Origin of the sequence: Mesorhizobium sp. M1088, assembly GCF_040318575.1 — a bacterium.
Lineage (GTDB): Bacteria > Pseudomonadota > Alphaproteobacteria > Rhizobiales > Rhizobiaceae > Mesorhizobium.
Genome location: NZ_JAMYMO010000003.1, coordinates 248,207 through 262,004, shown reverse-complemented (window position 1 = coordinate 262,004; position 13,798 = coordinate 248,207). Strand labels below are relative to the sequence as shown.

Genomic DNA, 13,798 nt, shown 5'->3' with positions numbered 1-13,798 from the left:
GCATGACCCTCACCCTGAATCCCGCCTTGGCGTTGCCTGGGCGCGCGGCTTTGTATTTGAGGGTGTCGACGGGTCGGCAGGCCGAGCACGATCTGTCGATTCCAGATCAGCGCCGTCAGCTTCAGGCCTATTGCGATGCGAAGGGGATTTCCGTCGTTGCGGAGTTCGTTGAGGCAGGCGCATCGGCAACAGACGACCGCCGGCCCGAGTTTCAACGCATGATGGACGCAGGGGCGCAGAAGCCCGCACCGTTCGAGTTCATTATCGTGCATTCGTTCTCGCGCTTCTTCCGCGACCAATTTCAGCTTGAGTTCTATGTGCGTCGGTTGGCCAAGAACGGCATTCGGCTCACATCCAGCACGCAGGATCTTGGTGACGATCCGATGAGTGTGATGATGCGCCAGATCATGGCGCTCTTCGACGAGTATCAGTCGAAGGAAAACGCCAAGCACACGCTCCGTGCAATGCGAGAAAATGCCAGACAGGGCTATTGGAACGGATCCCGGCCGCCCTTTGGCTATAGGATCGTCGCTGCCGAGCAGCGTGGGTCGCGCACGAAGAAAAAGATCGAGCCGGATCCCGCACGGGTCGATACTGTCCGACTGATGTTCCGCCTCGCGCGCGTCGGGGCGGACAATGGCCCCATGGGGGCGAGGCAGATCGCCGACTTCTTGAACATGCGAGGCATTCGGACCCAGACCGGTGGGCGCTGGGGTGTTGGCGCGGTGCATCAGATTCTCAAGCGCGAGACGTACATTGGGCGCCACCGCTTCAACGTCTCCAGTTGGCGCAAGAAACAGCAGAACCCCGACGACCAGGTGGTTGAAGTGATCGTCGAGCCGATCGTCGACCCCGAGGAGTTTGCCGAGGTCCAGCAAATGATGCGGTCCCGAAGCCCGCAGTTGAAAGCGCCCCGATTCGTGAGCGGAGGCACGTTGCTAGGTGGCGTCTGCTTCTGCGCCGACTGTGGTGGGGCGATGACCCTGCGTACATCGGGGAAGGGGAAACAGTATCGCTACTATACCTGCTGCACGGCAGCGCGTCAGGGGAAGAGCGGATGCCGGGGACGCACAGTCCCGATGGAGGAACTGGATACGAAGGTCGTTTCCTACATGGAGGACCGGCTACTCGAGCCAGCCCGCTTGGAAGAACTGCTGTCGGGGTTGATAAGGCGTCGCGACGAGCAAACAGAGCGGCAAAAAGGCCGAGTCACCGAGCTAAAAAGGCAGGCGGCGGACGCTGAGGCCAAGCTCACGCGATTGTACGAGGCGATTGAAAATGGCCTCGCCGACTTGGGTGATTCCAATCTCAAAGGGCGCATCACTGAGCTGAAGCGAGTCCGAGATGCTGCACGAGCCGACGCCGAGCGTGCTGAAGGGCGCAGGGAAAGTGGAGAAACCAGGATTACGCCGGAGTTGCTTCACCGCTTTGGCATTGAGGCGCGAAAGAAAATTCGAACGGATGGTGGGCTCAGCCGTCACTATTTGCAGGCGCTAGTGCAGCGGATTGAAGTGGGAGATGGCGAAATACGGATCACTGGCTCCAAAATCAAACTCCTTCAGACGCTCGCCACGGAGCAAGGCGGCTCTGGAGTGGAACCGGGTGTAAGCGGCGTTCGCAGTTTTGACCTGAAGTGGCTCCCCGGGCCGGATTCGAACCAGCGACCAACCGGTTAACAGCCGGTTGCTCTACCACTGAGCTACCGGGGAACAGAGGCTCTTGCGTGAGTGGGGCAGCCTATAGCAAACCCGTTTCGGCTTTGCAAAGAAGCATTTCGCATTTTTTCGATGCTTTTTGGCGCGAGGCTTGCTGGCAATGGCCGGCGAGCGCCCTCATATGAGCTGTCTCTCGCCTGTCAAGGAACAGAAAAGGCCGTTGCGGCTTTCTCCGGCTGATGGTGCTACTGATGCAAACGGATCGACATTTCACATGACGGCAATGAGCGACGAACAGCCACCGGCCCGGAAAATCTCGGTCTTCGGCCGCCAGTTCACCATGCCGCGCTCGCGCGGCCTCAGGATTGCGATCGGCGTCGTGCTGATCATCGGCGGCATTCTCGGCTTCCTGCCGATCCTGGGTTTCTGGATGGTACCGATCGGACTGCTGGTGCTCTCCTACGAATTTGCCCTGGTGCGTCGTCATCGGCGCCGCTTCGTCGTCTGGTGGGAGCGACGGCGCCGGCCTGACTGAGATTGCCCGCTGACGGCCGCCAGCCTGCCATATGTCGGCGAGCGGCGTCGTCCGCCCATACGTTTACCGAGGTTGGTCGAAACAGCTCTCCAGGCGTTCGCAAAGCTCCTTGAGAACGGCGGTAGCCGATGCCAGCCGCGCCCGGTCGCGCGGCGGAAGGCTGTTTGCGCCTTCTATGCTGAGGCGGTCGATGGCATAGCGCACAAGCTCTGCAGACTGCGACAATCCGCGCGACGTGCCGTCCTTCCTAGCTGCTCGACGCATGGCGGAGCCTCCTCTTTGCCCAACGTGGCCGCCGGTTTCGGGTTCCCGTCGCCCAGAATCATGCTTAACGATAAGCTAATATGTTATTGCTAACATGGGCATTGCGTTGATAAGGCAGGGCATGGAATGTCGAGGAACCGTTGGGAATGCATGGTGGCCGCTTGACGGCATTTTCGCCGCAACCTATTGGAGCCGGGTGGAACGCCGGGAGCAATGAGGCCTCGTGGCGGAGTGGTTACGCAGAGGACTGCAAATCCTTGCACCCCGGTTCGATTCCGGGCGAGGCCTCCAATGCCCGAGCTCCCGCGCGTCAGCGCCGGGGGGCTTCAGTTCCGGTCGAAACAGCCGCGGCCTTTGCGCGGCAAGCGGATGGTTGGAACATGAGCGCTGATTTTGCCGAACGCCGGGTGAAGATGGTCGACGGCCAGATCCGCACCACCGACGTGACCAGCGCGCCGTTGCTCGAGGCGATGCTTGTGGTGCCGCGCGAGGCCTTTGTTGCCCCCGGCCAGCGCGATCTTGCCTATATCGACGAGGATATCCGAATTGCCGACACGGCCGATGGCCCGCGCTATCTGATGGAGCCGTCGCCATTGGCCAAGCTGATGCAGCTGGCCGATATCGGCCCAAGCGATTCGGCACTCGATGTCGGCTGCGGCACCGGCTATGCGGCGGCGATCCTGTCGCGGCTGGCAAGGTCCGTGGTGGCGCTGGAAAGCGATCCGGCGCTGGCTGAGACCGCCACTTCGACGCTTGCGGCGCTGGGTTGCGGCAATGTCACCGTGATCCAGGGGCCGCTGCCGCAAGGCCACGCAGATAAGGCGCCTTACGACGTGATCCTGATCGGCGGCAGCGTCGGCGAGGTGCCGGCGGCGCTGTTCGACCAGCTTGCCGAAGGCGGCCGACTCGTCGCCGTTGAAGGGCAGGGCAATTCGGGCGTAGCCCGGCTTTTTTTTAAGACTGGAGGGGTTGTAACGGGAAGACGCGCATTTAATGCGGCAATTAAGCCACTACCGGGATTCGAACGCATTCCCGCCTTCGAATTCTGAGTGATTTTGCCTTGCAGCGAAGGCGCTGTCATGATCGCTTGCGTTTGAACAATCGTTGCTGATCTGCATAACCGGGTGTTTCTTGGGGGCTTTCAGCGGGGGAACGATAAAAAACGCGGCGCCGGCTGATCAGAAGGAGAAGCCAGCGTGGCGCAGTTCCCGTGCAAAACGAATGAGGGAATATAACGTGCCGTCTGTACGCAAGTTGCTTTTTACCGCTGTCCTCGTTTCGGCGACCGCGCTTTCTCCAATGGCCGCCTCGGCCGAAACCATTCTCGGGGCACTTTCAAAGGCCTATCAGAACAATTCCTCTCTCAATTCTTCACGCGCCGGCGTTCGCGTCACCGACGAGGGCGTTGCCATCGCCAAGTCCGGCTGGCGCCCGACCATCACCGGTTCCGGAAGTATTGATTATACCGCCAGCCACAGCAACCTGTTGCACCGAAACATCTCGTTGACCACCGGCAACTTTGGCGTCGAGATCGACCAGACGCTGTTTGACGGTTTTCAGACCAGGAACAATGTGGCGGCCGCCGAATCGCGGGTCCGCGCTTCGTTCGAAAGCCTGCGCAACGCCGAAGAAAACACTCTTTTCAACGCGGCAAGCGCCTATATGGACGTCATCCGCGACCGTCAGGTCGCCGTGCTGACCGAACAGAACCTGCAATTCCTGACCGAGCAGGCGCGTGCGGCGCGTTCGCGCTTCGAGGTCGGCGAAGGTACCCGCACCGACGTCGCGCAAGCCGACGCCCAGCGTGCCTCCGCGGTGGCGCAGTTGAGCGCCGCCCGCGCTACGGCGCTGGCAAGCGCCGCGACCTATCGCCAGATCGTCGGCGACGAGCCGGGCAGGCTCAGGCCGGCTTCGCCGGTGTCGAAGCTGTTGCCGTCGAGCCTCGATGCAGCGATCGCGATCGCATCGGCCGAGCATCCGGCCATCCTCGCCACCGCGCATCTGGTCGACGCGGCGGCGTTTTCCGTGAAGTCTGCCGAAGGCGCGCTGCTGCCGCAACTCTCGGCGTCGGCGGGTGTTTCGAGCGCCTATCGCGGCACCGCGCCCGGCTCGCTCTCCTCGACACAGGATGGCGTAACCAATTCGGCGAACATCGGTGCGACATTGACGATACCGATCTATTCCGGCGGCCGGACCTCGGCATTGGTTCGCCAATCAAAGGAATCACTTAGCCAGGCCCGTATCGAGGTCGATGTCAGCCGCGACACCGTGCGCCAGGCGGTGACCTCGGCATGGTCGCAATACACCGCCGCGCAGCAAAGCGTCACGGCCAACCGGCAGGTGGTCGCCGCCGCGCAGCTTGCCCTGAACGGCGTCATCGAAGAGCGCAATGTCGGCCAGCGCACCACGCTCGACGTGCTCAACGCGCAGGCGACCCTCATCACCGCCAAGATCAATCTTGTCAGCGCCGAACGCGACGTGGTGGTGGCGAGCTATGCCATCCTCTCGGCGGTTGGCCATTTGTCGGCAGACCGCCTTGCGCTCAACGTGACGAAGTACAGGCCCGAAGAGCATTACAACGCCGTCAAGGACAAGTGGATCGGTCTGCGCACGCCGGACGGCCGCTGATCGCCAGGCCGTGTTTTCAGCCCGCGCTCGAACGACGCGCGGGCTTTCAACTCCCGACCCTAATCTGTTGAAATCCGAGATGTCGCCAGATTGGGGATTCTCGCAAGCCGTTCCGTCGGTTACGCTGTTGCCATGATTCGAATCCGGCATTGCCGGACAGGAAATCTGAGAACGAGTCACAAGGGCGGCGGATGTGACGATGGCGACGGCAAGCAGCGTACAGCGCGAACCTTCCATGGAAGAAATACTGGCTTCCATCAGAAGGATCATCGAGGACAGCGATACCGGCCGCAAGCAGCCGGGCGACGCGGACGAGCTGCGCCAGGATCTGCAACCGGCGCCGGCAGCCGGACGGGCAGCGGAGGGGGATGCGTTCCGCTCCGAACTGCGCGGCGGGCTGGAGATCGCCAAGCCGGCCACGCGCGCCGAGGTGCAGCCAACGGCCGCGCCGGTCATTGAGCCCCTGGAAACGCCGCTGCGCGCCGGCCCGGTAAAGGCAGCGGTTACGCCGGCTGAGGTGAACACCGCTCCCGCAAAGCCGGATCGGCCTGCGACAGCCAAGGCTGCCGAGACGACCGACACCATCATAGCCGATTGGCGGCGCGAGATCGCCGCGGTCGGCGACGCGATGGCCAAGCCGGAGCGCGCCGAGCCACTCCGGACGCCGGACGCCGAGCCGAAAGCCGAGGTTTTCGAGAACGAGGCGACTGCTGGACCTGTGCCGGAGCCTTCGGAAATTGGGCCGGAGCCTTCGGAAAGCGGCCCGGAACCTTCTAAAATCGGCCCGGAATCTTCTAGAATCGGATTGGCGCGTCCGGCGGCCAGCGAGGCGCCGTCCCTTCGGCCGGCGATCCTTTCGGAGCATGCGGGCCGGCAGGTTGCCGCCGCCTTCGGTGAACTTTCAGACGCGTTTGCCAGCCGCAGCAAGAAGACCTTCGACGAGATGGCCGAGGAGATGCTGCGGCCGATGCTGCAGGACTGGCTGGACAACAACCTGCCGACGCTGGTCGAGCGGCTGGTGCGCGAGGAAATCGAGCGCGTCGCGCGCGGCGCGCAGTAGCAATTCGGAGAGCCGCCAATGGGCGGCGCTCGACCGGCGAATTGTCGAAGTCGGCGCTGCCCCTCATCCGCCTGCCGGCACCTTCTCCCCGTATAGTGACGGGGAGAAGGGGTTGACCGCAATTTAGGCGCCTTTTCCGCAACGTTCGTGACTGGCGAAAGCTTCAGTGCAGGCGTTTTTCTCCCCGTCACTATACGGGGAGAAATGCCCGGCAGGGCAATGAGGGGCAGCGCAAACCTGAAGCGATTGCCTTGCAACATTCAGTCCCGCGAGTTGCACCGAACCATCCCGGCGCTATCTATTGGCCATGCCGCCCTTGCGGTTGACTTGGCAACAACCTTCCGATTTACACCGGACCACAAATTCCGGACAGCGCGGACCGTTTTCCCATGCTCGAAAAGATCTACGACGCCAAAGCCGTCGAGCCGAAGATTGCCAGGATCTGGGAAGAGGCCGACGCGTTTCGGGCCGGTGCCGGGGCCGAGGAGGGGGCTGAAGCCTTCACCATCGTCATCCCGCCGCCGAATGTCACCGGCTCGCTGCATATGGGTCATGCGCTCAACAACACGCTGCAGGACATTCTGGTGCGCTTCGAGCGCATGCGCGGCAAGAACGTTCTTTGGCAACCAGGCATGGACCATGCCGGCATCGCCACGCAGATGGTGGTCGAGCGCCAGCTGATAGAAAAGCAGATTCACCGCCGCGACCTGACCCGCGATGAGTTCATCGACAAGGTGTGGGAATGGAAGGCCGAATCCGGCGGCGCCATCCTCAACCAGCTGAAGCGGCTCGGGGCCTCGGCCGACTGGAGCCGGGAGCGCTTCACCATGGACGAGGGCCTGTCCAAGGCCGTGCTCGAAGTGTTCGTGACGCTCTACAAGGAAGGGCTGATCTACAAGGACAAGCGCCTTGTGAACTGGGACCCGAAGCTGTTGACCGCCATCTCGGATCTCGAGGTCGAGCAGCAGGAAGTCAACGGCAACCTCTGGCACTTCCGCTATCCGGTCGAAGGCATGACCTTCGATCCGGAAAATCCGAAGACCTTCATTACCGTTGCGACGACCCGCCCGGAGACGATGCTGGGTGATACGGCTGTCGCCGTCCACCCCGACGACGAGCGTTTCCGGCATCTTGTCGGCAAGAACCTCATCCTGCCGATCGTCGGCCGCAGGATCCCGGTGGTGGCGGACGAGTATTCCGATCCCGAAAAAGGCAGTGGTGCGGTCAAGATCACGCCGGCGCATGACTTCAATGATTTCGAGGTCGGCAAGCGCCACCGGCTGCCGGCGGTCAACATCCTCACCGTCAATGCGGCGGTGAGCCTCAAGGACAATGAGGACTTTCTCGCCGGACTGGACGTGACGCCGGAGCGCCAGGCCGTCTGGGACAGCCTCGACGGCCTCGACCGTTTCGATGCGCGCAGGAAGATCGTCGAGCTGATGCAGGCGGGCGGCTTTCTCGAAAAGGTCGAGCCGCATCGCCACACGGTGCCGCACGGCGACCGCGGCGGCGTGCCGATCGAGCCGTTTCTGACCGACCAGTGGTATGTCAATGCGGCGGAACTGGCCAAGCCGGCGATCGCCTCGGTGCGCGAGGGCCGTACCAATTTCGTGCCCAAAAACTGGGAAAAGACCTATTTCGACTGGATGGAAAACATCCAGCCCTGGTGCATTTCGCGCCAGCTCTGGTGGGGCCACCAGATCCCGGCCTGGTACGGGCCGGACGGGCATGTCTTTGTCGAAAAGACCGAGGAAGAGGCGCTCGGTGCCGCCGTCGAATACTATCTGGCGCTGGAAGGGCCGTGGAAGGCCTGGGTCGAGGACAAGCTTGAGAATTTCCAGCCTGGCGAGATCCTGACCCGCGACGAGGACGTGCTCGATACATGGTTCTCGTCGGCGCTGTGGCCGTTCTCGACGCTTGGCTGGCCGGACCAGACGCCGGAGCTGAAGACCTATTACCCGACCGACGTGCTGGTGACCGGTTTCGACATCATCTTCTTCTGGGTCGCCCGCATGATGATGATGGGCCTGCATTTCATGGACCAGGAGCCGTTCCATACGGTCTATGTCCACGCGCTGGTTCGTGACAAGAACGGGCAGAAGATGTCGAAGTCGAAAGGCAACGTCATCGATCCGCTCGAGCTCATCGACGAATACGGCGCCGATGCGCTGCGCTTCACCTTGACTGTGATGGCAGCGCAAGGCCGCGATGTTAAGCTCGATCCGGCGCGCATTGCCGGTTATCGCAATTTCGGCACCAAGCTGTGGAACGCGACGCGCTTCGCCGAGATGAACGAAGTGGCGCGCGACGACGATTTCTGGCTGCAGGACGCCAAGCTGGCGGTCAACCGCTGGATCCTGACGGAGCTGACACGAGCCGCGCGCGACATAACGGACGGCATCACCTCATACCGCTTCAACGAGGCGGCGGGTGCCGCCTACCGCTTCGTCTGGAACCAGTTCTGCGACTGGTACCTGGAACTGCTGAAGCCGGTGTTCATGGGCACCGACGAGGCCGCCAAGGCCGAGAGCAGGGCATGCGTCGCCTTCGTACTCGACGAGATCTACAAGCTGCTGCATCCGATGATGCCGTTCATGACCGAGGAACTGTGGGCCGAAACCGCCGGCGAGGGCAGGCAACGGCAATCGCTGCTTTGTCATGCGGCATGGCCGTCGCCCGACTTCGAGGACGAGGCGGCCGCCGCCGATATCAACTGGCTGATCGACCTTGTCTCCGGCATCCGCTCGGTGCGTTCGGAGATGAACGTGCCGCCGGCGGCTATCGCACCGCTCGTGGTGATCGGCGCCAACGACGCAACACACGAAAGGCTCGAGCGTCAGGACTCGGCCATCAAGCGTCTGGCGCGGGTCGGCGACATCTCGCTCGCCGAGGCGCCACCCAGGGGATCCGCCCAGATCGTCGTCAGCGAGGCGACGATCTGCCTGCCGCTCGGCAGCCTGATCGACCTTGCCGCCGAGGCAGCGCGCCTGCACAAGGAGCTTGCGAAGGTGACCGAGGAAATAGCGCGGCTCTACAAGAAGCTGTCCAACGAGAAATTCGTCGCCAACGCGCCGGAAGAGGTGGTGGAGGCCGAGCGTGAAAAACTCGCCGAATATCGCGAGGCGCAAGAGAAGCTTTCGGTGGCATTGGCGCGGGTGCGCGATGCCGGTTGATCGAATAGATTGGGCCGGTTGATCGAACAGATTGGGCCGGCTGATCAAACAAATTGGGCCTGCTGGCCGCAATAGATTCGCCGGTCACGAATCTGCCTTCCAGACAGGCCGCCTGCCACGAAAACGGGCATTCCGCAGCGTAAATCTTGAGGCAAACTGAATGTTTTTGCCCCATTGTTGCCGTAATGTAACAATGGCTGACTGGGCACGCAAAATGCCCTGTTTTGCAGTGATTTAGGGGTTTTTCCCGAGTTTTCTCGTCGATCTGTATTGTGGCGGCCATTTTCCCGCCTCGGTAAGAAGGCCGACACCTTGTCGGAAATGCGTTCAGCCAAGCTGTACATGTACGCACGGCGAATTCGTTGTTGCGCCGTTAACCTGAATTGGTTCTAGCTTGATGCAAGGACATTTCGGGGAGGAGATTCATGTGTTATTCGCGTCTGAAAGTGCTGCTGGGCGCGGGGGCTTTTTCGCTGGCTTTGGCTGGGACGGTGCAAGCCGGGGGCTTTGACCGGGGCGGCGTCAACATCGACCAGCTGTTCGACGCGGCGCCATATTCGTTCGACGCAGGCGTCACCTATGTTTCGCCACAGCGCAAACTCAAGAATGTGCAGCGCCTCGATGGCTCGGGTTTGTCGACATCGGCGGTGGACGTTGGTGGCGATTATGCGGTGCCGCATGTCGGCATCAAAGCCAACATCTTTGAGCCCGTAGATTGTCTTGCCACCTATACGAGACCGTATGGTGCGGACGCGAATTTCGGCATGAACAACGCCTATTCGCCGACAGCGGTCAAATACGCCGTCGACACAGACGATTTCGGTCTCACCTGCTCCTATAAGGTGAACGTCGGCAAGGGCGCCATACGATTCATCGGCGGTGTCTCCTACCAGCAGGTAGACGCGTTTCTTTCCCGTCAGACACTGCTCGCCTTCGGCAATACCGGCCTCGGTGTCTTCAAGCTATCCGACGAGGCATGGGGTTGGCGTGCGGGCGCAGCCTATGAGATCCCCGAGATCGCTCTGCGCGCCAGCCTGATGTACTCTTCGAGCTACAAATATGACGGGCTGTCGGGAACCGTCGACACGACCGGCTTCAGGGGCGCCTTTCCAGCGGATCTGATTCCCGGCTCTACCGGCGTGTACCCAGTCTCGGCGTCGGCTGAGATACCTCAGGCTCTGGAATTCAAGCTGCAGAGCGGCATAGCTCCTGGCTGGCTGGCCTTTGGTTCCATCCGCTGGCAGGAGTGGAGCAAGCTTGGCGTCATTGCCATCAATGGCGTGCGCAGTCCGGTAACCGGTTTGCCCTCGCCCGTTTCATTCGACCTGCTTTATCGCGACGGCTGGACGGTCACGGGCGGTATCGGGCACAAGTTCACCGATCAATTGTCGGGCGTGGTTTCGCTGACCTGGGATCGCGGCACCTCGACGACCTCCGGCTATCAGTCGGATACCTGGGCCGTCGCCAGTGGCGTCTCCTATTCGCCGAACGACCAGGTCGAGGTCAGGCTCGGCGGCTCGATCGGTGTGCTGACGAGCGGGTCATCGACTTTCAGCGGTGTCGGCGACGTGGCAAATGCCGTTACCTACACCTACGGCAACGACCTGCTTCTCGCTGGTTCGGCTTCCGTCAAGATCAAGTTCTAACTATTGAATTTTAAACGACAAAACGGCCGGGCGTTGCCCGGCCGTTTTGTTCGGTGCGTCATCCGGCATTCGGCCAATGCAACAAATTGCCCCCCATGATGTTCGCTCCGATAATTGTGACGTTTTGGCAACAGTTTCTGAACAACCCTCGCGTCGCCCGGCCGCCCGAGAACATTGCCTATTTCCCGCCATAAACCCGGCGCACCTCGAACCTGTCTCGGGACATGCGCCAAAAGGCTAGGCGAAGAGGCAGGCCGCACCGCCCGCGGCAAGGACGAGTATGGACGCCAGAGCGATCTCCAAGGCCAAGCTGCCGAGCCGCCACGTGACCGTTGGTCCCGAGCGGGCGCCGCATCGCTCCTACCTTTATGCAATGGGGCTGTCGGCGGCCGAGATCGCGCAGCCTCTGGTCGGTGTCGCCAGCTGCTGGAACGAGGCCGCGCCCTGCAACATCTCGCTGATGCGCCAGGCGCAAGTGGTCAAGAAGGGCGTGGCGGCGGCCAACGGCACGCCACGCGAATTCTGCACCATCACCGTCACCGACGGCATCGCCATGGGTCATCAGGGCATGAAGTCGTCGCTGGTGTCGCGCGAGGTCATCGCCGACTCGGTCGAGCTCACCATGCGCGGCCATTGCTACGATGCGCTGGTTGGATTGGCCGGTTGCGACAAGTCGCTGCCCGGCATGATGATGGCCATGGTGCGCCTCAACGTACCGTCGATATTCATCTATGGCGGCTCGATACTGCCCGGCAGCTACCGTGGCCGGCAGATCACCGTGCAGGACGTGTTCGAGGCGGTCGGCCAGCATTCGGTCGGCACCATCGGCGACGCCGAGCTGCTCGAGATCGAGCAAGCCGCCTGTCCATCGGCCGGCTCCTGCGGCGCCCAGTTCACCGCCAACACCATGGCCACCGTCGCTGAGGCGATCGGCCTGGCGCTGCCCTATTCCTGCGGCGCGCCGGCACCCTACGAGATGCGCGACCGCTTCAATTTCGCTTCCGGCGGAAAGATCATGGAGCTGATCGCAAGGAACATCCGCCCGCGCGACATCGTTACCATAAAAGCGTTGGAAAATGCCGCGACCGTGGTCTCGGCCACCGGCGGCTCGACCAACGCGGCGCTGCATCTGCCGGCGATCGCGCACGAGGCCGGGATAAAGTTCGATCTTTTCGACGTGGCCAGGATATTCGAGAAAACACCCTATATCGCCGACCTCAAGCCGGGCGGCAAATACGTCGCCAAGGACATGTTCGAGGCCGGCGGCATTCCGCTGTTGATGAAGACGCTGCTCGACCATGGCTATCTTCATGGCGATTGCCTGACGGTGACCGGCCGCACTTTGGCCGAAAATATGGAACATGTTGCCTGGAATGACAGCCAGGATGTGGTCCGTCCCGCCAACAGGCCGATTACCCAGACCGGCGGGGTCGTGGGCTTGAAGGGTAACCTTGCCCCCGAAGGCGCGATCGTGAAGGTCGCAGGTATGGCGGAGCTCAAATTCTCGGGTCCGGCACGCTGCTTCGATTCGGAAGAGGAATGTTTCGAAGCGGTTACGCATCGCAACTATAGCGAAGGCGAGGTTCTCGTCATCCGTTACGAGGGTCCGCGCGGCGGCCCGGGCATGCGCGAAATGCTGTCGACGACGGCGGCTCTCTACGGCCAGGGCATGGGCGGCAAGGTGGCGCTCATCACCGACGGGCGTTTTTCGGGCGCAACGCGCGGTTTCTGCATCGGCCATGTCGGGCCGGAAGCGGCAGTGGGCGGCCCGATCGGGCTGCTTAGGGATGGCGACTTGATCTCGATCGATGCGGTGAACGGCACGATCGAGGTTGCATTGTCCAAAGCCGAACTGGCGGCGAGGGCAAAAGCATGGAAGGCGCGCACGACCGACTATCAGTCGGGCGCGATCTGGAAATACGCACAGACGGTCGGACCTGCCCGCGACGGCGCGGTCACCCATCCCGGCGGTGCCAAAGAAACACACTGCTATGCGGACATCTGAGTTGTTGAGGTCGTCTGTCCTTTCGGCACTGGTTGCGCTCGCCACGTTTGGCGCGACCTTGGGCGCCGTCGGCCAGGCCATGGCCTTCGACGACAAGGTGTTCGACGACAAGACCGGCGTGAAGCCGCAGTCGAGCCCGTGGGCGGTGTTCCAGTTCGGCTTTTCCGCCTACAAGAACGGCCATAAGGAGCAGGCCGCGGAAGCCTATAAATATGCCGCAGAGAACGGCCAGATCGGCGCCACCTGGAAGCTTGCGCGCATGTATGCCGAAGGCGATGGCGTGGCGCGAGACGACTACGCGGCGTTCAAGTTCTTCAGCGAGATCGTCGACCAGGATGTCGAGCCCGGTTCGCCCGAGGAAAGCTATGTTTCGGACGCGCTGGTGGCGCTCGGCGACTATCTGAGGAAGGGCATTCCCGGCAGCCCCGTCGAGGAGAACGAGGTGGCGGCCCAGGAATATTACATGCGCGCCGCCGCCAACTACCGCAACCCGAACGCCCAGTTCGAGATGGGCCAGATGTTCCTCAAGGGTGAGGGCGGCGTCAAGGCCAGCGTCAAGCAGGCCGGACGCTGGTTCCAGCTGGCGGCCGAAAAGGGCCATGCGGGCGCGCAGGCGACGCTCGGCAACCTGCTTTTCCAAAGCGGCAAGATCGTGCGGGGGCTGGCGATGATGACCGCGGCGCTCGAACGGGCCTCACCCGCCGACCAGCCATGGATCCGCGGCATGCAGGAAGAAGCGTTTGCGGCCGCCGGCGAAGCCGACCGCCGCACCGCGATCTCGCTGGCCGACGACATCCTCACCAAGGGTGGCGGCGACCAATAGGTCGGCAGA

10 protein-coding genes and 2 tRNA genes are annotated in these 13,798 nt (G+C 62.2%); 10 read left to right on the top strand and 2 right to left on the bottom strand.

Translation table 11 applies throughout. From position 1 onward, the window contains the following. Positions 1-2: 2 nt before the first annotated feature. Positions 3-1,676, top strand: coding sequence for a recombinase family protein (locus NKH49_RS05905; protein WP_352925597.1), 1,674 nt, complete (start codon positions 3-5; stop codon positions 1,674-1,676). On the opposite strand, the gene NKH49_RS05900 is transcribed toward NKH49_RS05905, so the two are convergent. Next, positions 1,635-1,709 (bottom strand) — tRNA-Asn (locus NKH49_RS05900). The two genes, NKH49_RS05905 and NKH49_RS05900, sit on opposite strands and share 42 nt — an antisense overlap. A gap of 220 nt (positions 1,710-1,929) precedes the next feature. Between NKH49_RS05900 and NKH49_RS05895 the strand changes: the two genes are divergently transcribed. Further along, entirely contained in the window at positions 1,930-2,190 is a 261-nt protein-coding gene (locus NKH49_RS05895) for a hypothetical protein (protein WP_023676401.1), read from the top strand. Between the two features lie 63 nt (positions 2,191-2,253). Here the strand turns inward: NKH49_RS05895 and NKH49_RS05890 are convergent, their stop codons facing one another. Next, positions 2,254-2,454, bottom strand: a complete 201-nt coding sequence (locus NKH49_RS05890; protein WP_352925412.1) for a hypothetical protein — start codon at positions 2,452-2,454, stop codon at positions 2,254-2,256. A 217-nt stretch (positions 2,455-2,671) separates the two neighbouring features. On the opposite strand from NKH49_RS05890, the gene NKH49_RS05885 reads away from it, so the two are divergent. From NKH49_RS05885 to NKH49_RS05850, 8 genes are all read left to right on the top strand, one after another. Next, positions 2,672-2,745: transfer RNA gene (locus tag NKH49_RS05885), tRNA-Cys, on the top strand. An 89-nt stretch (positions 2,746-2,834) separates the two neighbouring features. Further along, positions 2,835-3,503: a protein-L-isoaspartate O-methyltransferase family protein gene (locus NKH49_RS05880; RefSeq protein ID WP_352925410.1), complete on the top strand. Its 669-nt coding sequence runs from the start codon at positions 2,835-2,837 to the stop codon at positions 3,501-3,503. Positions 3,504-3,690: 187 nt separating this feature from the next. Then, a complete protein-coding gene (locus NKH49_RS05875; RefSeq protein WP_352470406.1) occupies positions 3,691-5,082 on the top strand; it encodes a TolC family outer membrane protein in 1,392 nt (463 codons plus the stop codon). 199 nt (positions 5,083-5,281) lie between these two features. After that, positions 5,282-6,142: a DUF2497 domain-containing protein gene (locus tag NKH49_RS05870; protein ID WP_352816850.1), complete on the top strand. Its 861-nt coding sequence runs from the start codon at positions 5,282-5,284 to the stop codon at positions 6,140-6,142. A 389-nt stretch (positions 6,143-6,531) separates the two neighbouring features. Next, on the top strand, positions 6,532-9,315 hold the full coding sequence (locus NKH49_RS05865; protein WP_352925407.1) for a valine--tRNA ligase: 2,784 nt from the start codon (positions 6,532-6,534) through the stop codon (positions 9,313-9,315). 425 nt (positions 9,316-9,740) lie between these two features. Beyond that, on the top strand, positions 9,741-10,961 hold the full coding sequence (locus NKH49_RS05860; RefSeq protein ID WP_352470410.1) for an OmpP1/FadL family transporter: 1,221 nt from the start codon (positions 9,741-9,743) through the stop codon (positions 10,959-10,961). 280 nt (positions 10,962-11,241) lie between these two features. Then, positions 11,242-12,966: a dihydroxy-acid dehydratase gene (gene ilvD / locus NKH49_RS05855; RefSeq protein ID WP_352925405.1), complete on the top strand. Its 1,725-nt coding sequence runs from the start codon at positions 11,242-11,244 to the stop codon at positions 12,964-12,966. Then, a complete protein-coding gene (locus tag NKH49_RS05850) occupies positions 12,953-13,789 on the top strand; it encodes a tetratricopeptide repeat protein (RefSeq protein ID WP_023678939.1) in 837 nt (278 codons plus the stop codon). The genes ilvD and NKH49_RS05850 overlap by 14 nt, the downstream gene beginning before the upstream one ends. Positions 13,790-13,798: the final 9 nt, after the last annotated feature.